General features: G+C 40.6%; 23 protein-coding genes and 1 riboswitch. Of the genes, 16 read left to right on the top strand and 7 right to left on the bottom strand.

Going from position 1 to position 22206, the window contains the following annotated elements; translation table 11 throughout:
• Position 1: 1 nt before the first annotated feature.
• The 4 genes from CKV81_RS06640 (at position 2) to CKV81_RS06625 (ending at position 3953) form a co-directional block, all read left to right on the top strand.
• Entirely contained in the window at positions 2-1273 is a 1272-nt protein-coding gene (locus CKV81_RS06640) for a DUF4252 domain-containing protein (protein WP_095071680.1), read from the top strand.
• Positions 1274-1286: 13 nt separating this feature from the next.
• Positions 1287-1808 carry a DUF4252 domain-containing protein gene (locus tag CKV81_RS06635; RefSeq protein WP_095071678.1) on the top strand — a complete coding sequence of 174 codons (522 nt, stop codon included), beginning with the start codon at positions 1287-1289 and terminating at the stop codon, positions 1806-1808.
• Positions 1809-1997: 189 nt separating this feature from the next.
• Positions 1998-3458 carry an IMP dehydrogenase gene (gene guaB / locus CKV81_RS06630; RefSeq protein WP_095071676.1) on the top strand — a complete coding sequence of 487 codons (1461 nt, stop codon included), beginning with the start codon at positions 1998-2000 and terminating at the stop codon, positions 3456-3458.
• 66 nt (positions 3459-3524) lie between these two features.
• The gene (locus tag CKV81_RS06625) at positions 3525-3953 is read left to right on the top strand and encodes a DUF6759 domain-containing protein (RefSeq protein WP_157727385.1); all 429 of its coding nucleotides are present in this window, start codon (positions 3525-3527) and stop codon (positions 3951-3953) included.
• A gap of 53 nt (positions 3954-4006) precedes the next feature.
• On the opposite strand, the gene CKV81_RS06620 is transcribed toward CKV81_RS06625, so the two are convergent.
• Both CKV81_RS06620 and ruvC read right to left on the bottom strand, forming a co-directional pair.
• Positions 4007-5110, bottom strand: a complete 1104-nt coding sequence (locus CKV81_RS06620) for a DUF4407 domain-containing protein (RefSeq protein WP_095071672.1) — start codon at positions 5108-5110, stop codon at positions 4007-4009.
• A 155-nt stretch (positions 5111-5265) separates the two neighbouring features.
• The gene (gene ruvC, locus CKV81_RS06615) at positions 5266-5823 is read right to left on the bottom strand and encodes a crossover junction endodeoxyribonuclease RuvC (RefSeq protein WP_095071669.1); all 558 of its coding nucleotides are present in this window, start codon (positions 5821-5823) and stop codon (positions 5266-5268) included.
• A gap of 112 nt (positions 5824-5935) precedes the next feature.
• Here ruvC and CKV81_RS06610 point away from each other — a divergent pair, with 112 nt between their 5' ends.
• The 3 genes from CKV81_RS06610 to CKV81_RS06600 all read left to right on the top strand — a co-directional run bounded on the left by CKV81_RS06610 (position 5936) and on the right by CKV81_RS06600 (position 7732).
• The gene (locus CKV81_RS06610) at positions 5936-6259 is read left to right on the top strand and encodes a PadR family transcriptional regulator (protein ID WP_095071667.1); all 324 of its coding nucleotides are present in this window, start codon (positions 5936-5938) and stop codon (positions 6257-6259) included.
• A 68-nt stretch (positions 6260-6327) separates the two neighbouring features.
• Positions 6328-6975 (top strand): hypothetical protein, encoded by a 648-nt coding sequence (locus tag CKV81_RS06605; RefSeq protein WP_169842771.1) that lies wholly within the window; start codon positions 6328-6330, stop codon positions 6973-6975.
• A gap of 43 nt (positions 6976-7018) precedes the next feature.
• Positions 7019-7732, top strand: coding sequence for a hypothetical protein (locus CKV81_RS06600; protein WP_095071662.1), 714 nt, complete (start codon positions 7019-7021; stop codon positions 7730-7732).
• A 40-nt stretch (positions 7733-7772) separates the two neighbouring features.
• Here the strand turns inward: CKV81_RS06600 and CKV81_RS06595 are convergent, their stop codons facing one another.
• On the bottom strand, positions 7773-8891 hold the full coding sequence (locus tag CKV81_RS06595) for a serine hydrolase domain-containing protein (RefSeq protein ID WP_258453811.1): 1119 nt from the start codon (positions 8889-8891) through the stop codon (positions 7773-7775).
• 78 nt (positions 8892-8969) lie between these two features.
• Between CKV81_RS06595 and CKV81_RS06590 the strand changes: the two genes are divergently transcribed.
• The 3 genes from CKV81_RS06590 to CKV81_RS06580 all read left to right on the top strand — a co-directional run bounded on the left by CKV81_RS06590 (position 8970) and on the right by CKV81_RS06580 (position 11536).
• On the top strand, positions 8970-9899 hold the full coding sequence (locus tag CKV81_RS06590) for an MBL fold metallo-hydrolase (protein WP_095071660.1): 930 nt from the start codon (positions 8970-8972) through the stop codon (positions 9897-9899).
• Between the two features lie 11 nt (positions 9900-9910).
• The gene (locus tag CKV81_RS06585; RefSeq protein WP_095071658.1) at positions 9911-10237 is read left to right on the top strand and encodes a four-helix bundle copper-binding protein; all 327 of its coding nucleotides are present in this window, start codon (positions 9911-9913) and stop codon (positions 10235-10237) included.
• A 309-nt stretch (positions 10238-10546) separates the two neighbouring features.
• Entirely contained in the window at positions 10547-11536 is a 990-nt protein-coding gene (locus CKV81_RS06580) for an IS110 family RNA-guided transposase (protein ID WP_095071656.1), read from the top strand.
• Positions 11537-11672: 136 nt separating this feature from the next.
• Here CKV81_RS06580 and CKV81_RS06575 read toward each other — a convergent pair whose 3' ends face one another.
• Together CKV81_RS06575 and CKV81_RS06570 are read right to left on the bottom strand one after the other, a co-directional pair.
• Positions 11673-15053 carry a methylmalonyl-CoA mutase family protein gene (locus tag CKV81_RS06575; protein ID WP_095074322.1) on the bottom strand — a complete coding sequence of 1127 codons (3381 nt, stop codon included), beginning with the start codon at positions 15051-15053 and terminating at the stop codon, positions 11673-11675.
• A 104-nt stretch (positions 15054-15157) separates the two neighbouring features.
• Positions 15158-15547: a hypothetical protein gene (locus CKV81_RS06570; protein ID WP_095071654.1), complete on the bottom strand. Its 390-nt coding sequence runs from the start codon at positions 15545-15547 to the stop codon at positions 15158-15160.
• A 60-nt stretch (positions 15548-15607) separates the two neighbouring features.
• Between CKV81_RS06570 and CKV81_RS06565 the strand changes: the two genes are divergently transcribed.
• From CKV81_RS06565 to CKV81_RS06540, 6 genes are all read left to right on the top strand, one after another.
• A complete protein-coding gene (locus tag CKV81_RS06565; RefSeq protein WP_095071652.1) occupies positions 15608-15940 on the top strand; it encodes a hypothetical protein in 333 nt (110 codons plus the stop codon).
• A 201-nt stretch (positions 15941-16141) separates the two neighbouring features.
• Positions 16142-16597, top strand: coding sequence for a 50S ribosomal protein L13 (gene rplM / locus CKV81_RS06560; protein WP_095074320.1), 456 nt, complete (start codon positions 16142-16144; stop codon positions 16595-16597).
• A 5-nt stretch (positions 16598-16602) separates the two neighbouring features.
• Positions 16603-16989, top strand: a complete 387-nt coding sequence (gene rpsI, locus CKV81_RS06555; protein ID WP_095071650.1) for a 30S ribosomal protein S9 — start codon at positions 16603-16605, stop codon at positions 16987-16989.
• Positions 16990-17170: 181 nt separating this feature from the next.
• Positions 17171-17935 (top strand): 30S ribosomal protein S2, encoded by a 765-nt coding sequence (gene rpsB, locus CKV81_RS06550; protein ID WP_095071648.1) that lies wholly within the window; start codon positions 17171-17173, stop codon positions 17933-17935.
• A gap of 212 nt (positions 17936-18147) precedes the next feature.
• A complete protein-coding gene (locus tag CKV81_RS06545; protein WP_095071646.1) occupies positions 18148-18327 on the top strand; it encodes a hypothetical protein in 180 nt (59 codons plus the stop codon).
• 185 nt (positions 18328-18512) lie between these two features.
• Positions 18513-18617, top strand: a riboswitch (SAM riboswitch).
• 127 nt (positions 18618-18744) lie between these two features.
• A complete protein-coding gene (locus tag CKV81_RS06540) occupies positions 18745-20034 on the top strand; it encodes an O-acetylhomoserine aminocarboxypropyltransferase/cysteine synthase family protein (RefSeq protein WP_095071644.1) in 1290 nt (429 codons plus the stop codon).
• A 57-nt stretch (positions 20035-20091) separates the two neighbouring features.
• Here CKV81_RS06540 and CKV81_RS06535 read toward each other — a convergent pair.
• Both CKV81_RS06535 and trmB read right to left on the bottom strand, forming a co-directional pair.
• A protein-coding gene (locus tag CKV81_RS06535) for an IS3 family transposase (protein WP_095071642.1) occupies positions 20092-21446 on the bottom strand; the annotation gives its coding sequence in 2 pieces (ribosomal slippage) (positions 20092-20972 and positions 20972-21446; 1356 coding nt in all).
• 62 nt (positions 21447-21508) lie between these two features.
• Entirely contained in the window at positions 21509-22186 is a 678-nt protein-coding gene (trmB, locus tag CKV81_RS06530; RefSeq protein ID WP_095071640.1) for a tRNA (guanosine(46)-N7)-methyltransferase TrmB, read from the bottom strand.
• Positions 22187-22206 lie beyond the last annotated feature (20 nt).

The raw sequence follows: 22206 nt of genomic DNA, 5'->3' as shown, positions 1-22206 counted from the left end.
AATGAAAAAAATATTTATAATCCTCGCCCTTACTTTCAGCTGGTTAACCAAGGTATCAGCCCAGAGAGAGAAACTTTACAGCCTGTTTGACAAATATCAGGAAACCGAAGGCGTCACCAGCATCAAGATTGCAAAACCCATGTTCAGCATGCTGAGCAAACTAGACATTAAAGATGCAGAACTCGACAATATAAAACCGGTGCTCGACAAGATTCAGGGGTTAAGGATTTTGGTGATTGAAAAACCTGAATCCGACTCCATAAACAAGAATGTTTCTAAAGCAATGCTGAATTTCAATTCGCTGCAAAAGGACATTTCAAGTTCATTAAAAAACCTCAATTATGACGAGCTAATGACGGTAAACAGCAAGGACGCAAAAGTAAAATTCTTGGCAGCAGACGCGGCAAACGGGGTTTTGGATAATCTCTTGCTGAGCGTAAACTCCGAAGGAAACCAGGTGCTGATGATGCTTGACGGTAAAATTTCGATGGATGATGTAAATAAACTGGCCAACGAAACGCAGACACCAACCAGAACGGCACCAAAAAATTCTACAGCCACAGGCAGCAGTTCATCTGCAGTTACCGAAGAACAAAGGAATGTTGGGAGATTCAGTGGAATTAAGGTTTCGTCCGGAATTAAACTGAGCTTTACGCAGGGCAATAATCAAAGCGTAAAAGTCATCACCGACAGTGATAAAATGGAATATATAAAAACCGAACTTCAGGGTGATATTCTGAATGTTTATGCCGATGCGCCGAAGGGTAAAAACCTCAATTTCAAGATGATCCAGGTGAAAATTACGGCGCCGGAACTTAGCAAAATTGCGGTGAGTTCAGGAGCAAGCTTTACCACTGAAAATACAGTAAACAGCAGTTTTTTCCAAATTGCGGTGTCCTCCGGTTCGCACATCAGTGCCGAACTCAACACGAAAGGAAAAGTGGAGCTTTCCACCACATCCGGTTCCAACGCAAAACTGAATATGAATGCTAAAACTCTGGAAATGAGTGCAACCAGTGGATCAAATGCGAATTTGGCTGGTGCAATTGACGAAACTTCTTTCCAGGTTTCCAGTGCTTCCAGTGTGAATGCACAGGATCTGATTTCAAAAAATTCTACGGTCAGCGCTTCATCTGCAGCAGATCTTAAAGTGAATGTCAGCGGAAATCTGACGGTTTCAGGCAAATCGGGAGCGACGGTACGGTACAGGGACCATGCGACTGTTCGGCGCAATACAGCGCTTTCAAGCGGAGCCACCGTGAAATCATTCTAAAAAATCAGTAACCTTGAGAAATTTCATAATTATTCCTGTTGCGACTTTGCTTTTGTGTTTGCAGTCTTGTGTTGTGTCTAAGCATCCTAATATGGCGTTTTTCGACAATCCGTACTATGATTATAAAGATGCGAAATTTACCAGCGTGAACGTTCCGATGTGGATTGCGAAGCCTTTTATCAAAAAGGCAGTAATGGAAGAGGAAAACAGCGAAGTTCTGCTTGCGCTCATTAAAAAAATCAGTGATGTGAAGGTTTTAACCATTCAGAATGGTGAACAGAATATGCTTGCAGATTTTTCAAGTTATCTTGCTAAAAATAACTTTCAGGACTGGATGACCGTGAAAAAAGACAGCGAAACCATCAACTTCCAGGCAAAGCAAAATGGAGACGTGATCAGAAAACTGCTTATTACGGTAAAAGCCGGGAACGAGATTGTTTATGTGGATATTAGTGGAAAATTTTCTCCGGAAGATATCTCGGGAATCATCAATTATACTGAAAAGGGAGGTTCAAAAAAGTTTGTTTCCCATTAAATTAAATTCTTTGTTTTTCTGGACCGCCCTTGTCTTTCGGGGCGGTTTTTATTGGCGACAGGCAATTATTCAACATGAAATCGTGCATACGTTGCGAAAATTTACTTTGGAAAAAATTAAATTTCATTAACACAAAAACAAAATTTTCAGATTTAAAATAAATCCTTTAATTTTGCAAAGAAAGTAAAGATGTCTATTCACAACAAAATCGTAGAGACAGCCATCACCTTCGATGACGTGCTTCTAATCCCTTCTTACTCAGAAGTTCTACCGAATCAGGTTTCCCTAAAATCCAGACTTTCAGATAAAATTACCCTTAATGTTCCAATAGTTTCTGCGGCCATGGATACCGTGACCGAAGCAGAAATGGCAATTGCATTAGCCAGAGTAGGCGGTTTGGGTTTCATTCACAAGAATATGCCGGTTGCCGAACAGGCCGCACAGGTGAATAAAGTAAAACGCTCTGAAAACGGCATGATTGCGGATCCGGTTACCCTTTCAAAAGACCATACCTTGGGTGAAGCGAAAGACTTAATGTCGGCTTTCAAGATTTCCGGACTTCCCGTCGTTGATGCAGATAATGTTTTAATCGGAATTATCACCAACCGGGATGTAAAATATCATGAAAACCTTGACATGAAGGTTGAAGATCTGATGACCAGGGAAAATCTGGTGACTTCCGGAAAACATACAACGCTGGAAGATGCCAAGAAAATCCTGCTGGAGAACCGTGTTGAAAAACTTCCGATCGTTGACGACAGTTTTAAACTTGTAGGCCTGATTACGATTAAGGATATTGATAATCAACTCGAATATCCTTTCGCAAACAAAGACGCCCACGGCAGGCTGATCGTTGGTGCGGGTGTTGGCGTGGGCGATGACACTATTGAAAGAGTTACTGCTCTAGTGGAGGCCGGGGTTGACATTATCGCTGTAGATTCAGCTCACGGACATTCCAAGGGTGTGTTGGAAAAAGTAAAAGAAATCAGAACCGCGTTTCCGGATTTGGATATCGTTGGCGGCAATATTGTAACTGCAGATGCTGCAAAAGATTTGATTGAAGCGGGTGCAAATGTGCTCAAAGTCGGCGTAGGGCCAGGCTCCATCTGTACGACCAGAGTGGTAGCCGGTGTTGGTGTACCGCAGCTTTCCGCAATTTATAATGTTTTTGAATATGCTAAAACGAAAAATGTCGCTGTAATCGCTGATGGTGGGATTAAACTTTCCGGAGACATCGTGAAAGCCATTGCCAGTGGGGCAGGAGCTGTGATGCTTGGTTCACTTCTTGCAGGAACCGATGAAGCGCCGGGCGAAGAAATCATTTTTCAGGGTAGAAAATTCAAATCTTATCAGGGAATGGGCAGTTTGGCAGCGATGAAGCGCGGAGGAAAAGAAAGATATTTCCAAAGTGAAGCCAAAAAATTTGTTCCGGAAGGTATAGAAGGCCGAGTTCCGCATAAAGGAAGGCTGGAGGATGTGGTATTCCAGTTAACCGGCGGCATCCGTGCAGGTATGGGTTACTGCGGTGCGAAAGACATTACAGCCCTTCAGAATGACGCAAAAATGGTAATGATTACCGGCTCCGGACTGAAAGAATCGCATCCGCATGATGTAATTATCACCCAGGAGGCGCCGAACTATTCTCTTTAAAATTTCATAAAAAAATATTTCCCAACTTTGTCAGAGATCAAAATCTTTGACAAAGTTTTTTATTTAATGATGAAAAAAATACTTTCTTTTCTTAGTCTTGTTCTGATTTTTTCGTGTCAGACCAATCCTGTAATTTCCAGAGTGCCGGCAAAACAAACTGCTGAACAAATGGAGAAACAGGAATTCGAAATGCTGATGAAGCAGGATTCCATCCATAAGCACCAAACGGCAGCAGAATCATTAGATGTTCTGCTGAATGAAAATCCTGATGACAGGAGGGTTTCCCTCATTATTAATAATAATTCCAACTGTAATATTATCGTCAGGTTTGCCGGCGAAAAATTTTATAACCTCCCGATTTACAGACACAGCAAAAATTTTATTGTGGTTGAAAAAGGGACTTATTCCTTGGGAGCCAATCTCTGCAACGCGAGATATTCCGCAACCAAAACTTTTGATGACAGCTCAACGATGACGCTGACTGAAAATCAGTAAGTTTTTTGCGCCTGATACCTGAGGAAAGAACTGTAGCGACCGGGTTTTTTCAGTTATTGTGAAAATCCATCACCGCTGTCGTTGGTTTTTCGGAGCTGGTCCTTAAAGTCCTCAATCCGCCAATCGGTCGCGGCATTGCCTTTCTCAATTTTTTCCTTCGAATAAAGGCGGAAATCATTTTCGGTTTTTTCGAGGAGATGGTCGTAAGGTCCAACGGTGGAAATCAGTTTTACCAAAACCGGAGAAATTTCCAGGGCGATAAATAATCCCATGATGAACATCGCGGCAGTTGCCATAATTGCGGAGTTTTTCCCCAGTTCGTCCAAAGCCTGAAGGCGAGCGGCAAAACCGTTGAATTTGTCCTCGAAAGTTTCGGTTTTGTTGCGTTCTGTTTCGATATTGGTGTACACTTTTGAGATTTCTTTGACGAGGTATTGCAGGCGCGGCTGCATCTGTTTCTGGTAATTTTCCAGGTCGAGGCGGCGCTGTTCTTTTAATTCAGATTTTCTTTTCGCGTTGGAACCGAAACCCACTTTTCCCGAAGTAAGGCCCGATGGCTTACCTAAAATTTCCTTCTCCAGTTCCACACTTGCCGAATCGTAGGCTTTTTGGTATTCGAGAATTTTCGCATTAATCTGCTTTTTTTCAGTTTCAAAAGGTCCGCTTTGCTGCATAATCCTGTTGTTCATTTCAGCCTGCAGCTGGGTTTTATTTCTTTGAATAATCGTATTCAGCTGTTTATTGACTTCCTTTTCGAAAATTTTGAGTTCCAAGGGTTTAGAAATAATGATTCCAAGAAAAGTGGCCAAAATAAGCCTGGGAATTGCCATCAGAATCTGGTTCCATACCGTGCCGGTTTTTTTGATGGAGGAAACAATGTACCGGTCGAGGTTAAAAATCATCAGTCCCCACAAAACTCCGAATCCTACTGAAATCCAAAGATCCTCGAACACCGTGTACATGGCGTAACCCGCCGAAAGCGTCGCAAATACCGCCGTGAAAAGCACGATGCCGCCAATTCCGGCAAACTTGTTCCATTCACTGGGTGTTTTTCTTAAAATATGGATGTTGGAACCGGAACAAACCATCAGGAATTGCTGAAACCAGTTCATTTTATGATTGACTGGATTTATAGGATTAATTTTTTTCGATTTCATCTTTTCGCAGTTTTTTTTGAGTGTTCTTCTTTACTCTGTTTTCTGTCTACTATTCGTCTTAATAAACGCAACAATGTTACAGATAGTATTAGGTTTTACCAAGTAAAATGGTTGTAATTACTTTACAATTTTTTAATCTGTAAATCAAAGTGTTATTATTTTTTTAACCGGTCCGGATTTTGTTTCAAAAAGCTTTCCCACCCGGAATAAGATTTTTCCGAAACCGCATTTCCGGAATTAAAATAATGGCACACCGCCACCGCCAAACCATCGGACGCATCTAAATATTTCGTGGGAAACTCCCTTAAGTTAAGAAGATTCTGCAGCATTCCGGCGACCTGTTCTTTGCTGGCATTTCCGTTTCCGGTGATGGCCATTTTTACTTTTTTCGGTGAATATTCGGTAATTGGAATGTTTCGGTGAAGTGATGCAGCCATGGCCACACCCTGCGCACGCCCCAGTTTCAACATACTTTGTACATTTTTCCCGTAGAATGGAGCTTCCAGGGCGACTTCATCGGGATGAAACTCATCAATCAGAGCTAAAGTCTTATCAAAAATATATTTGAGTTTGGTCTCGTGATTGGGATATTTTTTAAGAATTAGTTCGTGGATGGAAACCAATTCCATCTTTCCTTTTTTAATAGAAATAAGTCCGTAACCCATTACAGTTGTGCCGGGGTCAATTCCAAGGATGATTTTTTCGGTTTCCATTAGTGCAAAAATAACTGTTGTGTTTCGAAATCTGTCACTAAATTTTTTTTTCTTAAATATTGAATACATAAGAAAATTATGTATACATTTGTAATGCATAAGTAATTTAGGTATGAAAAAAAATGCGCTTTACAAAGGCACACTTCAAAATATTATTCTGAAACTGCTCGCTTCGGAAGTTAAGATGTACGGCTACCAGCTCACGCAGCGCGCCAAAGAACTCACAAAAGGTGAACTGGAAATGACGGAAGGAGCGTTGTATCCGATTCTGCACAAGCTGGAATCCGACGGAATTATTTTCTCCGAAATTCAAAACGTTAACGGGCGCGACAGAAAGTACTATCTGCTCACTGAAAAGGGAAAAAAGCAGCAGAAAACGAAAGAGGCGGAAATGAAAAGTTATATTTTAAACCTTAATTCCATTTTCAATATATGATGACATGGGAACAAAGACAAAGACTGATTAACAGATTAAAGGGCCGGAATTTGCCTCTTGATCTGTTTGTGGAAATTGAAGACCATATGTCTGAACAGATTGATTATAAAATGCATTTCGGCAATAAAAATTTTGATAGTGCATTTGATCAAACATTTGCAGAATGGAGTAGTGAACTTGAAATGAAATCTGTTTTCTGGGCAGGTGAAAAAAGAACGAAAATACATCGCCAAACCATTAACCAAACGCAGAAAAATTTATTCTTACGATCACTGAAGTATTTTGTAATTCCATTTGCAGTATCCATCGCTTTGCTTTTTGTTAATAAAACTTGGGCAGAATATTTTATACTTTTACTTAACTGTTCAGCGCTATTAGCAGGAATCGCGATCACATTTTTTGATTTTAAAACAATAAAATCCACTTATAATTTTTACAATCAAAAAAGAATCAGTTACTTACAAAAAGGTGTTGGGATGATGACAACTTCAATTTTTGTAATTCTGGCTTTTCTTCTAACAAGTTATGAAAACTGGTTCGAAAGACTTTATGTAGGGTTTTCTGAAATGCTTTCTTTTAATATTTCATTTGAAGGTTTTTTTGCTTTTTTAATGCTTTTTGGATATTTTCTTTTAGCCATCAACGGCTTTCTGTATTATTTGGAATACAGAAAAACTATTAAAGTCTTACAACAAAAAACAAATTTGAAACTTTAGAGAATTCTTTCTTTTATTACTGAATGTAATTTATTAGCTGCCGATGACCGAACTTCAACTCACCCAAATCCGCAACTATCTCTTAGAAAAAAAACTTCCCATTGATATTCTGTTAGAAGTTCAGGATCATTTTGTGTCGCAGATTAATGATTTGCAAAAGGAAGAAAATTTGTCTTTCGATGATGCTTTAACAAAGACGAAGAACTCCTGGCAAAATGAACTGAAACCTTATTGGAACGGTGAACTGGATTTGCAGGACAGGAGCAAACTTTTAAGGAACATTAACCGAAATAATTTTTGGAGCCTCACAAAAAAGAGTGTTTGCTATACATTACCGATTATTTTCCTACTTTTTGTCTTATCACAAATAATAGCCTTTACTTATTTTAAGTTTATTTTTGTGATCCTGGTTTTCCCAATGATTTTTATCCCAATAGTAAATTACTTAGTACACCGAAAAAATTTCAATTTATTTAGAAAGTACAATAATTATATTTTGGTTTCTGTACAGGAATATACCATACTTTTCTTTGGTGGTGCTTATTTCTACCTTAGGTTCTTTGCGGAAGGTTTCATCGTTGCGGAACAGTTCCCAATGTTCTTTGTAGCGCCTGATTCAAAAAATTTAATTCTGGGTTTTATTTTTGTGTTTATTTTAATTTTTGCAAGTTTCCTGGCGATTTTTTCTCAAAAAATTTATTTACAGAAAATCCAAAAAGTAAAGCCTTTTTTACAATACCTTAAACCGTCGAACTAAGAATTGCACCCATTGCAACCTGCACCACTTGCATCACTTATTATCTTATCATTTCTTTTCGCAGTTCCACCACCGTACTTTCCACCGCATCCGTAATATCTTTCACCCGGCGGTGCGGAACAAAAATAGATTCTTTGCCTCTGCTTTCATTGGCAAAATTGGATAAAATAACCACTGACGTATTGGTCCCCGGATAATAAATCAGAAGCGACGGCGCGCCCTTCACATAACCGGTGTGGAAATACGCCTCAGGCTTCCCTATGTTCGACATGATGCCGTAGCCGTAGCCCACATTGCCCAGAACATAATGTTCACGAGTCACATAATTTTTCTTAAAGGCGGCTAAGTTTTCAGGTTCCAGTATTTTTCCGCTGTACAGTGCAGCATTCCAGCGGTGCAGATCGTTGATGGTAGATAAAATTCCGCCGGCAGCCGTCCCAATTGATTTTTCTGCCAAACGTTTGGGCATGTTTTCTACTTTTTGGGCATTCTCCAGCGTGCCAATGTTGGCACCTGCCAAATCTGTCCCCTGAAACAATCCTGCGGTGGAAGAATGCTTCATGCCGGCTTTCTGAAAAAGTCCCTTTACGTTCTGATCGAAGGATTTTCCGGAAACTTTCGCCACAATTTCACCCAGATAATTATACCCTTTGTTGGAATAGCTGTAATCGCTTCCGCTTTCAAACTGCAGATTTTCCCCGAAATCATTCAGTCCGGATGTGTGGTTCAGCAGTTGGTGAATGGTCACTTTTTCAAAATTTGGTTTCTGAAAATCGGCTAAATATTTCGAAACTTTATCGTTCACATTCAGTTTTCCCGCTTCCTGCTGAAGGAGGATCAAAACCGCGGTAAACTGCTTGCTCACCGATGCGATTGCAAAAACAGAATTGCTGTCAAGTTTAGATTTTGTTTTAAAATTCTCAAAACCATTTTCCTTTTCATAAATTTTTTCACTATTCTGTTCCACCGAAATCGTTCCGTTAAATTGTGTGCTTGTAAAAACCGAATCCAGTTGATTTTGATAATATAATTTTTGGAAAGCCGTTACTGTAGAATCCACAACAGCATTACGTTCTTTTATTTTTTCAGCTTCGGATTTACAGGAAATATTGAATAATAAGATAAGAAGGAAGGAGAGTTCAAAATTTTTCGGCATCATTAAAGTTTTGATAAAAATAATGAAAAGTAAGAACTGCAGCGAGGTTTTTCTCTGTAAATTAGATGAAAATTTTCTGAAATGAACCGCAAAGATTTTCTTTTCAAAACGGGAATGGCAACTTTCGGACTCGCCCTTGCTCCTAATTTCATGTCCTGCGTTTCTCAAAGAATGCTTTTCCCACCAATGACGCTTTCCGGTGGTGATTTAAAAAATGTAAGAGGAAATATCTCGCGTTACACCAACAAAGGCGGAACCGTTGGAATTTTCGAAATAAAAGATGGTTTTGTGATCGTGGATTCTCAGTTTCCGGACTCCATTCAACCGGTTTTGGACGGAATTTCTTCGAAGAACAAGCCGGTTTTGTATCTCGCGAACACGCATCATCATGGTGATCATACTTCAGGAAATATTTCTTTCAAAAATTTAACAAAAAACGTCGTCGCACACACCAGCGTTCCTGAATTACAGCGAAAAGCGGCCGAAGAAAAGAAAAATTTAGACCAGCAACTCTACGCCAATATTTTATTTGAAAACGAATATAAATTCGATCTAGGAAACGAAAAAGTGACAGGAATTCGTCTTGGAGCGGGACATACTTTCGGCGATGCGGTATATTACTTCGAAAAAGACAATGTCGTTCATATGGGCGATCTGATGTTCATCAATATGATACCTGTTTACAGAACCAAAGACGGCGCAAATTCCTACGGTTGGATTAAAGCGTTGGACCGTGCTATTGCAAAGTTCGACGACGACACATTATTTATATTCGGACACGCCGATAAACCTGAAAACACCGTCGGGACCAAAGAAAACCTCCGTGAGATGAAACAGTTCCTCGAAGCCGCGAACGATTTTGTTAAAGGTAAAATGCTTGCCGGACTTTCAACGGAAGAAATCCTAAAAACCAACCAGTTTATTCCTGGTTTTGCGCACAGAACGTCCCCCGAGCGCTTTTCTGATTTCCTAAACGGCATTCGCGAAGCATTAAGACACCTCAACCTATAAAATATTTTAAAATGAAAAACGAAAATCTGATCCACGCGCTTGGAAAGTGCATCAACGCCTGTAACTACTGCGCTGACGCCTGTCTCGATGAAGACGATGTGAAAATGATGGTAAACTGCATCCGTACCGACCGCGTGTGCGCTGAAATGTGCTCTACAGTCACCCAGGTACTGTCAATGAATTACCCAAATATGAAAGATCTGCTATTGGTGTGCATACGCATTTGCGAAGAATGCGCCACCGAGTGCGAAAAGCACGCGCATCACATGGATCATTGTGCGGAATGCGCCAAAGCCTGTCGTGAGTGCGCCGAAGCCTGCAAAACGTATATGAATTAATTTTTTTAGGAGCCGGGAACCTGCTTTCCACTGCAATCTTTTGCTTTTCCTTATATGGAAGAAAAGCAAAAGGATTTCCGTTGCAATGGTAAGTTTGCACTAGAATAATTAATGAAGTAAATTAGTTGATAATATTAACTAGAAAGAAAAACAGCAGGAGTAAGGCAGACGCTGCGTTGATACTTAAGATATCGCCCCTGATTTTATCCCCCTGCTGTTGTTTTCTTCCAAATCCGGATAGAACATTGTTGGTAAGAACTTTTACCATGATGGATCAGAAGAAAACGTTCTTTCCAAAAAAAAGAATTGATGTCAAATTTATTGAAAAAAGTAATTGGTGTGGACGTTGGGTCCAAATTTTTAACGCTTAGTTTCCTGGACGATGAAAAAGGAGAACAGGTTTTGAATTTGCCAAATAATGAGCGCAGCATTTTGTCGTTTCTGTCTAAAATCTCTCCAAGCGATTATTGTTTTGTGATTGAGGCAACCGGAAACTACAGCAGCCGCCTGCTTCACCTCTCTATAGGAAAAGGATTTGAAAGCAGTCTGATCAACTGTATGTCTGTGAAACATTTTGCAAGGATGAAAAACATCATCACGAAAACCGATGCGGAGGATGCAAAACTGATCAGGAATTACGGAGAGATGTTCCGTCCGGAATTTTATATTCCAAAAACTCAGGATATTGAATATCTGGATCAGGAAATAAAGCTTCTTAATGATCTGGAAGAAGAAAAGCGTCGTTACGCGGTAAAGCTAAAAGCCTTAAGATTCCATTCCGTTGTTAATCCTTCAACAGAGAAACATTATGAAAAACGTTTAAAGCAACTGGAGAAAGAAATCAAGGAAGTTGAGGCCAGATTGCCGCAGTTGCAGGATGAGGAATTTACAGAAACTAAAAACCTGCTGCAGTCTGTATCGGGAATTGGCGAAAAGACGTCACTCCAATTAATGACTGCCACCTCAGGATTTAAAAATTTTCATTCTTCAAAATCTCTGGTAAAGTATTTTGGTCTGGCTCCAAGAATTTACCAATCGGGAAAGAAATCTTATTCACCAGGAAAATGCCGAACTTCAAAAACTTATATCCGAAGTATTCTCTATGTCTGTTCCTGGACGGCGATAAAGCACAACCAAAAATGTAAAGAGCTCTACTTACGGCTGCTTGAGAAGGGCAAGGCAAAAAAACTGGCTCTGATTGCCGTATGCAACAAACTTCTACGAATATGCTTCAGCGTAGTAAAAAACAAAACACCTTTTCAACAGGATTTTCAAAATAAATTAAAAATTTCAACCTGAAAAATTTGCAGATTAACATAGAACATCAGGGCTAGTTTATGATTCCCCTTAAAACAAAATCCCCCGACACTTGGGAGATTCTGTCTTATTCGCTGCATTTTATTCTTTCCTCTCGGCTCTCGGCTCTACAAGCTTGCTACATATTCCTCCTGTACTTGCCGCCCACTTCAAACAGCGCATTGGTAATCTGACCGAGTGAACAGTGTTTTCCGGCTTCCATCATCACTTCGAATAGATTTTGCTGATTGATGGCGGCTTTTTGAAGTTCGGCAAGCATTTCCGCGGATTTGTCGGCGTGAGCCTTTTGGAAATTCTCCAGATTGTGAATCTGCAGCTGCTTTTCTTCTTCGGTGGAGCGGATTACTTCGCCCGGAAGCACCGTCGGTGAACCGTCTTTTCCAAGGAAAGTATTCACGCCGATAATCGGGTACTCGCCGGTATGTTTCAGCCATTCATAGTGCATACTTTCTTCCTGGATTTTCGACCGCTGATACATTGTTTCCATCGCGCCTAAAACACCACCTCGTTCCGTAATTCTGTCAAATTCAGCATAAACGGCTTCTTCCACCAAATCCGTCAGTTCCTCTATGATGAAAGAACCCTGCAGCGGATTTTCGTTTTTCGCCAAACCAAGTTCTTTGTTGATGATCAGCTGAATCGCCATTGCTCTTCGCACGGATTCCTCGGTTGGCGTCGTAATCGCCTCGTCGTAAGCGTTGGTATGAAGGGAGTTGCAGTTGTCATAAATGGCATAAAGTGCCTGAAGCGTCGTTCTGATGTCGTTAAAATCAATTTCCTGCGCGTGAAGGGATCTTCCGGAAGTTTGGATGTGGTATTTCAGCATCTGGGAACGTTCATCAGCGCCATATTTGTACTTCATCGCTTTGGCCCAGATTCTTCTGGCAACGCGGCCAATCACCGCATATTCGGGATCGACGCCGTTGGAGAAAAAGAAGGAAAGGTTCGGTGCAAACGCATTGATATCCATTCCTCTCGACAAATAATATTCCACATAAGTGAAACCGTTTGCCAATGTGAACGCCAACTGAGAAATCGGATTGGCGCCGGCTTCTGCAATGTGATACCCGGAAATGGAAACGGAGTAGAAATTTCTCACTTTTTCTTTGATGAAATATTCCTGAACGTCGCCCATTAATCTCAACGCAAATTCCGTGGAGAAAATACAGGTGTTTTGTGCCTGGTCTTCCTTCAAAATATCGGCCTGAACGGTTCCACGAACGGTGGCGATGGTTTCAGCCTTAATTTTATTGTAAACTTCCGCGTCCAAAACTTCATCACCGGTAATTCCCAACAATTTTAAACCCAAACCGTTGTTGGAAGGCGGCAATTCACCGTTATAGGAAGGTCTTTTTAAACCTTTATCGTCGAATTTTGCTGTTAATCTGGCCTCAACTTTATCCCAAAGATTATTTTCCTCGATGTATTTTTCACAGTTCTGATCGATGGCGGCATTCATAAAAAATGCCAGAATCATCGGCGCCGGTCCGTTAATCGTCATTGAAACAGATGTCAAAGCATTAATCAAATCAAAACCGGAATAGAGTTTTTTGGCATCGTCCAAAGTTGCAATGGAAACTCCGGCGTTACCTATTTTTCCGTAAATATCCGGCGGAAGCGCAGGATCCTGGCCGTAAAGTGTTACCGAATCAAACGCGGTGGACAATCTTTTCGCAGGCATTTCCGCAGAAACGTAGTGAAATCTTCTGTTGGTTCTTTCAGGACCGCCTTCGCCGGCAAACATTCTGGTAGGATCTTCTCCGGTTCGTTTGAAAGGGTAAATTCCGGCGGTATAGGGAAATTCTCCAGGCACATTTTCCTGACTTTTCCAGCGGATGAGGTCGCCCCAATCCTGGAATTTCGGCAAAGCAATTTTTGGAATTTTCAGTCCGGACAGCGATTCTGAAGTGGTGCTTACTTTAATTTCCTTTCCACGTACGAAATAGGAATATGTTTCCTGCTTCATTTCCTCCTTAAACTGATGCCACCCGTGAAGGAATGCGGTATTTTCGTCGGTTAAATCTTTTTTGGTTTTAATGAAGAGTTTTTCCAGTTCTTCGGCGGCCGCAGAATTATTGGCGGTAAAATTTTTAGCACCGTCGAGCATATACAGTTTCTGCGCGATTTTCGCCTGTTCCTCCGAGGTTTGGTCGTAGGCTCTGTTATTTTCCACAATTTCAGAAAGATAACGCACGCGTTTTGGCGGAATCACGGTGGTGTCATCGGAAACATTTTGTTCTTCATATTCATTAAACTTCACAGCGCGGTCGCCCTGGGCTTCTCGCAGGGTGTCATTAACTTTTTGAATTAAAGAATTGTACAATTCCGTCGTTCCCCAATCGTTGAACTGGCTGGCTTTTGTGGAGAAAACCGGCATCTCGTCCAGATTTTGGTCGAAATACTGATGGTTTCTCTGATATTGTTTTTTCACGGCCTGAAGCGCATCCAAAGCACCGCGTTTGTCAGATTTATTTAAAGCAATCAAATCCGCATAATCCAGCATGTCGATTTTTTCCAGCTGTGTGGATGCACCGTATTCCGGCGTCATCACATACATCGAAACATCGGCGATGTCGGTAATTTCTGAACCGCTTTGTCCAATTCCCGAAGTTTCCAAAATAATCACATCCGGTTTGGCGAGTTTCAAAACGTTTAGTGCAGAGTGAATATAGGGCGAAACGGAAACATTATTCTCGCGCGTCGCCATAGAGCGCATATACACACGACTGTCGTTGATGGAATTCATCCGGATTCTGTCTCCCAGCAACGCGCCGCCAGTTTTCTTTTTCGAAGGATCGACAGAGATAATCGCAATTTTTTTATCCGGATTTGCTCGTAAGAATCTGCGGACAATTTCGTCGGTTAAAGATGATTTTCCGGCACCTCCGGTTCCGGTAATTCCGATTATTGGAATTTTTGAATCTTTGGCTTTATCATCAATCGCTTTTACTAAATCTTCTTTTTCATCAGAAAAATTTTCAACCGCAGAAATGACCTGCGCAATAGATTTTGAATCCTCAAAAGAAATTTTGTCCAAATCTTCAACCGTTACGCCAGCGCCAGTTGCAAAGTCAGATTTTTGAACCAAATCATCGATCATGCCCTGCAAACCAAGCTCACGTCCGTCGTCGGGAGAATAAATGCGGTCGATGCCGTATTCCATCAGGTCTTTAATTTCTTCCGGCAAAATAACACCGCCGCCGCCGCCAAAAATTTTGATCTGTGGCGCACCTTTTTCACGCAAAAGGTCATAAATGTATTTAAAATATTCGTTGTGGCCGCCCTGATATGACGTTAGCGCAATAGCATTCGCATCTTCCTGAATTGCGGTATTTACCACTTCTTCCGCAGATTTGTCGTGCCCGAGGTGAATGACTTCGCATCCTGTTCCCTGGATGACACGGCGCATGATATTTATCGCGGCATCGTGCCCGTCGAAAAGTGATGCGGCGGTAACGATTCTTACTTTGTTTTTGGGTTCGTATTTGGAGGTTTCCATAGAAAATTTGGGGAAATTTTTGAAATTTCTCAAAGATAAGAATTTATGAAGTACCTGTCAAATACCCGTGATGCTGCCGTGAATAAGGGAAAAATGTGTGAGAATCACTGTTTTGTGACGCTCCAGGTTCCTGAAATTCCGTTTTGGCTCCAGTTCCCGGTGAACGTTCGGGTCTGGGAAATGAATGAGCCTGTAACTGTAAAGCCACTTTCCCTGGAACTGACCTGATGAAGTGCGGGGCCAATCATGCCACCGTATAAGTTTTCTTCCATTTTAAAGACCGTAGAGTATCGGGTGGCCGTAACGATGTCTTTGGAGTCCACTGTGATTTTTAAAGTTCCGGAATCCTGTCCGGAATAAGTGCCGATGTAAGTACCCGCATATGGCGATGTGTAATTGTCATATTCGATATTATTTGCTATATTTTCAATAAGTGTTTCGCAGGAAACCAAAGACAGCAACAGTAAAAGGAAAACAAATATTCTGCAATACATAATAAGAGTGTTTTCCAAATATACAAATCGTTTACTTTATCTTTGCAAAAATTACAGGCCATGCAGCGAGGTATTCTCTATTTATTTGCCGGAACATTAATCAGCTTCTTACTCAACCATTATATATTGGGTAGCCAGGGGTGGCAAATTGATCTGTACAACGGATTAGCATTTGGTCTGGGATGGGCAATGGCGTATTTTGTGGATCACCCGGAGTGGGCGCTTTCCAGAAAACTGGGGATTTCTTTTATTGGGATTGCTGTAGTTGTTGTTTTAGGATTGCTGCTGTTCAATTTTGAAACGGCGGTGCCTTCCATCATTAAGTTTTCTACTGTTTTTGTGGCTTACTATATGATTGCGAGTTTCAGGGCGAGTAAATCATTAAGAAAATAAGCGTAACCTGAAAATTCATACCTCTTCGTAAATCTCAGTGTAATTTTTTATTAAGGTTAAAAGTTTCGCTCATTTCAGTCAATAATTTGAATTCCAGAATATTTCTGCTTTATCTCTGCAGAAATTTTTTCATTCCGAAAAAAAACCATACCTTTGCACACCCTTATTGGGAAAATTATGTTTAACCGTAAACGAAAAAGTGTGAATACATTAAGTTACAAAACCGTTTCAGCTAACAAAGCTACCGCTAATAAAGAATGGGTTGTGGTAGACGCTGAAGGACAACCATTGGGAAGACTGGCTTCCACGGTTGCGAAGATTTTGAGAGGTAAGCACAAGACGAACTTTACACCACATGTTGACTGTGGCGATAATGTAATCGTTTTGAATGCTGGAAAGATTACTCTTTCAGGAAACAAGTGGGCTGACAAGACTTACATCTGGCATACAGGATATCCTGGCGGGCAAAAGTCGCAGACTGCTGAAGAGCTATTGAAAAAAGATCCTATGAAAGTTTTGGAAAAATCCGTAAAAGGTATGCTTCCGAAGAACAGACTGGGTGCTGCTATCCTTAAGAACCTTTATCTGTATGAAGGTACTGAGCACAAGCACGAAGCTCAACAGCCAAAAACTATTAATGTTAACGAATTTAAATAATTAATATGTCTACAGTTCATAAAATTGGAAGAAGAAAAACTTCAGTAGCAAGAGTTTACGTGAAGCCAGGTTCTGGTAACTTCACCGTAAACGGTAAAGATGCGAAAGAGTACTTCTCTACAGATGTTATGGTTTACAAATTAAACCAGCCTTTCATTTTGACAGAAACTGCAGGGCAGTACGATGTTACCGTAAACGTATTCGGTGGCGGTAATACTGGACAGGCAGAAGCAATCAGACTGGGAGTTTCCAGAGCACTTTGCGAAATCAATGCAGAATTCAGATCAGCACTTAAACCACACGGTTTGCTAACGAGAGACGCAAGAATGGTGGAAAGAAAGAAACCAGGTCAGAAGAAAGCAAGAAAGAGATTCCAGTTCTCTAAACGTTAATTCGAAAGATTCGAGATGCCAGACGCGGGATTCTACACTTTCAGAAATCTTGGTTCTTGGCTCTTGGTTCTATTATCTAATCAAAAAATGCCCCGTTTAGTTTAGCATCCAAACTCTTCTCCCATCTATCGACGAGTTGATTGCAAAAAAGCGGAACGTAAACTAAAAACAAAAAAGAGACATGGCTAAAGCAAATGTTAAAGACCTTTTAGAGGCAGGTGTACACTTCGGTCACATGACCAGAAAGTGGAACCCAAATATGGCTCCATACATTTTTATGGAGAAAAACGGTATTCACATTATCGACTTACATAAAACAGCAGTAAAACTGGACGAAGCTTGCAACGCTTTGGAAAAAATTACTTCTGCAGGCAAAAAAGTTCTTTTCGTAGCTACTAAAAAGCAGGCTAAGGAAGTTGTAGCAAAACACGCTGCAGAACTTAACATGCCTTATATTACTGAAAGATGGCCGGGTGGTATGCTTACCAACTTCGTAACCATCAGAAAAGCGGTAAAGAAAATGAATGCGATCGACAAAATGAAAAAAGACGGGACATTCGAAACTTTATCCAAAAAAGAAAGACTTCAGGTTGACAGACAAAGAGCAAATCTGGAGAAAAACCTTGGATCTATCGCTGACATGGTGAGACTTCCTTCTGCACTTTTTGTAGTGGACATCTTGAGCGAACATATCGCAGTTACTGAAGCTAAAAAATTGGGTATCCCGGTTTTCGCTATCGTAGACACCAACTCGGACCCAAGAAAAGTAGATTACGTCATTCCAGGAAACGATGATGCTTCCAAATCAATCGATATGATTCTTTCTGTAGTATCAGATTCCATCAAGGAAGGACTTTCTCAAAGAAAAGCAGACAAAGAAAAATCTAAAGAAGAAGGCGAAAAAGTAACTGCAGAAGCAGATGCTGATTTCGATACAGAAGCTTAATTTTTTAAGATTTCAATACAATAAAACCGGTTCTCACTATCAGAGCCGGTTTTTTTATTTGTTTTACGTTATTAGCCAGTATTGAGCCTTTGAATCGCTCCCGATTTTTTGCCGCGCTACAGTGCACAATAACAGGCATTAATGTTAACAAAAATTAATATTGTGATTTAAATAAATTTTTTATACATTTGAAACAAGCAAAACTTTTTCATATGAAAACAAAAAACTTTTTCCAATTAGTGCTGCTTGCCCTTACGATCATAGGCTGTACAAGCAGAGAAGATGAAAGTATTTATCATCCAACCGATCCTTTGCGACCAGCGAACAGTGCAGAGCTTAATAATGGCAATCCTACTCCGCCTCCAGGTGGTAGAATACCAAATAATCCATAAAATTAAAATATCTCTAAAAGTCGTCAATTTGGGCGGCTTTTTCCGTCTTCCACTCCCGCTTTTTTATTCCACTTCGTTTCATAAAAAGAGCTCCGTTCAAGCCGGGCCGCGTTTAATTCGCATAAAAATTTGCAAAATCCAAAATCATCCCTATATTTGCATTGTTGAAACGCAAGTTTCAGCGCAGCTTATTCAGAAAGGTGGAGGGACTTGACCCTACGAAACCTTGGCAACCTGCCCAGTGCGGTAAGGTGCCAATTTCAACCCGACAAAGGCGGGAAAAATAAGTCGAAAGTCAGTTTGTAAGGATTTTTTATTCTATAGAACTCTTCCGGCTTGCCGGAGGAGTTTTTTGTTTCCGGCAGGCTTCTGATAAGTTGCTCCCTTTTAATTTTTAATTTTTAAAACAATAAAGAAATGAGCAATTACAGATTTGAAACCCTGCAGGTTCACGCCGGCCACGACGTAGACAAAGACACCAATTCCCGCGCCGTTCCGGTTTACCAAACCACATCCTACACCTTCAACAGTGCGGAACATGCCGCCAATCTTTTCGGGCTGAAAGAATTCGGAAATATCTATACCAGGCTGATGAACCCAACCACCGATGTTTTCGAGAAGCGTATTGCGGCGCTTCACGGCGGCGTTGCGGCTTTGGCGGTTTCTTCCGGCCACGCGGCACAGTTTATCGCGCTTACCAACATTCTGCAACAGGGCGACAATTTTGTGAGTTCGCCGTATCTGTATGGCGGAAGCTTCAACCAGTTTAAAGTAAGTTTAAAAAGGCTGGGCATTGAAGCCCGTTTTTCAAAAGATAATGAGCCTGAAAATTTCGAAACACTGATCGATGAAAATACCAAGGCTCTTTACCTGGAAACCATCGGTAACCCAACACTGAATGTTCCGGATTTTGAGAAAATCGCTGAGGTGGCTAAAAAACACAATATTCCCCTGATCGTGGATAATACATTCGGTGCAGGCGGCTATCTCTTTCCTCCATTAAAACACGGCGCAAATATCGTGGTAGAATCAGCTACAAAGTGGATTGGCGGCCACGGAAGCAGTCTCGGCGGTGTGATTGTTGACGGCGGAAATTTCGACTGGAGCAACGGAAAATTCCCAAGCCTTTCTGAACCAAACGAATCTTACCACGGAATGAAATTTACTGATGTTTTTGGCGTGGGAAGCCCGTTTGGGAACATTGCTTTCATCATCAAGGCGAGGGTAGAAGGTTTGCGTGATTTTGGTTCCTCGATTGCACCTTTCAATTCATTTTTATTAATTCAGGGCTTAGAAACGCTGTCCCTGAGACTCGAAAGAACTGTGGAAAATGCCCATAAACTCGCAGAATATCTTGAGCAGAATGAAAATGTGGAACGCGTCCTTTACCCCGGACTTGAAAGTTTTCCCGGACATGAAACCGCAAAAAAATATTTTAAAAACGGTTTTGGAGGCGTCTTGAATTTTGAAATTAAAGGCGGAAAAGAAGAAGCCATCAAATTTATTGACAAACTAAAACTGGCAAGCCATGTAGCAAATGTGGGCGATGTGAAGACTTTGGTCATAAATCCGGCTTCAACTACGCATGAACAGTTAAGCGACGAGGAAAGATCGGCTGCGGGAATCCAACCGGGACAAATCCGGGTGAGTGTCGGAATAGAGCATATCGACGATATCATTGCAGATTTCGAGCAGGCTTTTGCTTAAAATTTTAAAATGAAGAATCCTGCTGTTTTTAGACTGCACCCAAAAGTTTAGACAAAATTAAACAATATTCTCAAAGGAAAGAGTTCGGTACTGTACCGGACTCTTTCCTTTGAGATTGAGTCTTATTCTATCATTGTTGTAATAGTGAATGTACTTCACTATTTCCATCTTAAGTTCCTGAATGGAACCAAACTTTCTGGTATAAAACATTTCTGATTTTATTGTTCCAAAAAAGTTCTCTATCACCGCATTGTCCAAACAGTTTCCTTTTCTGGACATACTTTGAATAATGCCTTTTTCTTTTAACAAGTTTTGGTAATGTTTCATTTGATACTGCCAACCTTGATCAGAATGTAGAATGATGTTTTGTGTAGATTTTACTTTTCTGAATGATTTCTTTAGCATCCTGATGATTTGGCTGAACACAGGTCTTTCAGATAGGTCAAAACTGACAATTTCACCATTAAATAGATCGATGATTGGAGATAGGTAAAGTTTATTACCCGATACATTAAACTCTGTAACATCGGTTGCCCATTTCTGATTAGGAGCGTCCGATTTGAAATTCCTCTGTAGAACATTGGGCGCAATTTTCCCTTGCTCTCCCTTGTAAGATTTATATTTCTTCACTCGGATAATACTCTTTAAACCTAATATTTTCATAAGTCGTAAAACAGTTTTGTGATTAATCAAAATTCCTTTTTCTTTCAAAAGCAAAGTAATTCTTCTATAGCCCAACCTTCCTTTGTGACGATGATAAATCTGCTTAATCATTTCTTTTATTTCCGCATATTTATCTTTCATTTGAAAGCGTTTTTGATAGTAATAAAAACTGCTTCTTGCCATCGATGTACAATCCAGCAGTACTGCTAAATCAAAGTCCTGCCTTAACTCTTCGATGGCTTTGGATTTTTCCTTTCCTGAATTAAGGCGTCTAACTTTTTTAAAATGGCGTTCTCGGCTTCTAAATAATAAATCCTCTCCAACAGTTCTTCCTCCCTTGTTAAGGGTTTGCCTGTTTTCTTTTTTTTTCGCTTGTAATTACTCATGGTTTTAGGTCTTCCCCTGGGTCTGTTTTCTAAACCTAAAATACCATTTTTTTTGTAATTACGCTGCCAACTAAGAATACTGGACTCCGCAGGAATATTAAACCTTCTCGACGCTTCTTTTAAACTTAAATTCTCTTTCTCAATTACTGATAAAATCTTTAATTTAAAATCTTTTGTGTAATGCCTATTGGAAAGCCGAACAAGTCCTGAAACTCCATAAAGTTCATAAAATTTTATCCATTTACGAACCAATGAACCACAAACTCCAATGCGTTTTCCTAAATCGTCTGTTCCAATGTCACCTTTGTGATATCTCTTTATAGCTTTTAATTTAAAGTCTGCTGAATATTTACTTTTCCCCATAAAAAATGCCCCTAAAAAGTGTCTAACTTTTTGGGGGCAGTCCATTTTCTGCAGGATTTTTTTTATTTAAGTCTAAATTTAATATAAGTAATCGTCTTGCCTTTTGCGGAAAAAAGTTCTTCATAATAGGTACGGACTTCCCGCAGGAGCGGCGTTCCCGGTTCGTACTCCAGGGCTCCGTAAATGTCGTGGTGGGCAGTAATAATTTCGTGTCCGGCTCCCTGAAGGTAGCCTAAAGTGTAACCGTGAAGAAATTCCGAATCTGTTTTCAGGTGGATGATGCCGCCGGGCTTCAGTATTCTTTGGTAACGCGCCAGGAAATCAGGATGTGTAAGGCGGTGCTTTGTCCGGCGGTATTTAATCTGTGGATCCGGGAACGTGATCCAGATTTCATCTACTTCATTTTCAGCAAAGAAGTAATCAACCAGTTCAATTTGCGTACGCAGGAAAGCGGCGTTTTTCAGATTGTTTTCAACCGCTTCTTTGGCACCAAACCAAAATCTTGCACCTTTGATGTCAATACCAATAAAATTTTTTTGTGGAAACGCTTTCGCCAGTCCAACCGTATATTCACCCTTTCCGCAGCCCAGTTCCAGCACGATCGGATTTTCATTTTTAAAAACTTCACTGTGCCACTTTCCTTTCAGTTCAGAACCTTCCAGAGCTTCTTCTCTGGTTGGCTGATAAACATTCGGTAATATTTTGTTTTCCGCGAAACGCGCTAATTTGTTTTTTCCCATTTAATTATAAAAGTCTGCAA

This window comes from Chryseobacterium taklimakanense (assembly GCF_900187185.1).
Classification (GTDB): domain Bacteria; phylum Bacteroidota; class Bacteroidia; order Flavobacteriales; family Weeksellaceae; genus Planobacterium; species Planobacterium taklimakanense.
The sequence above is the reverse complement of the archived record's forward strand: the minus strand, read 5'-3'. Positions and strand labels throughout refer to the sequence as shown.

Excerpts from the sequence above, each read along its gene's own strand:
- CKV81_RS06640 (WP_095071680.1), top strand. The coding sequence starts at position 2 with ATGAAAAAAATATTTATAATCCTCGCCCTTACTTTCAGCTGGTTAACC.
- guaB (WP_095071676.1), top strand. The coding sequence starts at position 1,998 with ATGTCTATTCACAACAAAATCGTAGAGACAGCCATCACCTTCGATGAC.
- CKV81_RS06625 (WP_157727385.1), top strand. The coding sequence starts at position 3,525 with ATGATGAAAAAAATACTTTCTTTTCTTAGTCTTGTTCTGATTTTTTCG.
- CKV81_RS06620 (WP_095071672.1), bottom strand. The coding sequence starts at position 5,110 with ATGAAATCGAAAAAAATTAATCCTATAAATCCAGTCAATCATAAAATG.
- ruvC (WP_095071669.1), bottom strand. The coding sequence starts at position 5,823 with ATGGAAACCGAAAAAATCATCCTTGGAATTGACCCCGGCACAACTGTA.
- CKV81_RS06610 (WP_095071667.1), top strand. The coding sequence starts at position 5,936 with ATGAAAAAAAATGCGCTTTACAAAGGCACACTTCAAAATATTATTCTG.
- CKV81_RS06600 (WP_095071662.1), top strand. The coding sequence starts at position 7,019 with ATGACCGAACTTCAACTCACCCAAATCCGCAACTATCTCTTAGAAAAA.
- CKV81_RS06595 (WP_258453811.1), bottom strand. The coding sequence starts at position 8,891 with ATGATGCCGAAAAATTTTGAACTCTCCTTCCTTCTTATCTTATTATTC.
- CKV81_RS06590 (WP_095071660.1), top strand. The coding sequence starts at position 8,970 with ATGAACCGCAAAGATTTTCTTTTCAAAACGGGAATGGCAACTTTCGGA.
- CKV81_RS06585 (WP_095071658.1), top strand. The coding sequence starts at position 9,911 with ATGAAAAACGAAAATCTGATCCACGCGCTTGGAAAGTGCATCAACGCC.
- CKV81_RS06580 (WP_095071656.1), top strand. The coding sequence starts at position 10,547 with ATGTCAAATTTATTGAAAAAAGTAATTGGTGTGGACGTTGGGTCCAAA.
- CKV81_RS06575 (WP_095074322.1), bottom strand. The coding sequence starts at position 15,053 with ATGGAAACCTCCAAATACGAACCCAAAAACAAAGTAAGAATCGTTACC.
- CKV81_RS06570 (WP_095071654.1), bottom strand. The coding sequence starts at position 15,547 with ATGTATTGCAGAATATTTGTTTTCCTTTTACTGTTGCTGTCTTTGGTT.
- CKV81_RS06565 (WP_095071652.1), top strand. The coding sequence starts at position 15,608 with ATGCAGCGAGGTATTCTCTATTTATTTGCCGGAACATTAATCAGCTTC.
- rpsI (WP_095071650.1), top strand. The coding sequence starts at position 16,603 with ATGTCTACAGTTCATAAAATTGGAAGAAGAAAAACTTCAGTAGCAAGA.
- rpsB (WP_095071648.1), top strand. The coding sequence starts at position 17,171 with ATGGCTAAAGCAAATGTTAAAGACCTTTTAGAGGCAGGTGTACACTTC.
- CKV81_RS06545 (WP_095071646.1), top strand. The coding sequence starts at position 18,148 with ATGAAAACAAAAAACTTTTTCCAATTAGTGCTGCTTGCCCTTACGATC.
- CKV81_RS06540 (WP_095071644.1), top strand. The coding sequence starts at position 18,745 with ATGAGCAATTACAGATTTGAAACCCTGCAGGTTCACGCCGGCCACGAC.
- trmB (WP_095071640.1), bottom strand. The coding sequence starts at position 22,186 with ATGGGAAAAAACAAATTAGCGCGTTTCGCGGAAAACAAAATATTACCG.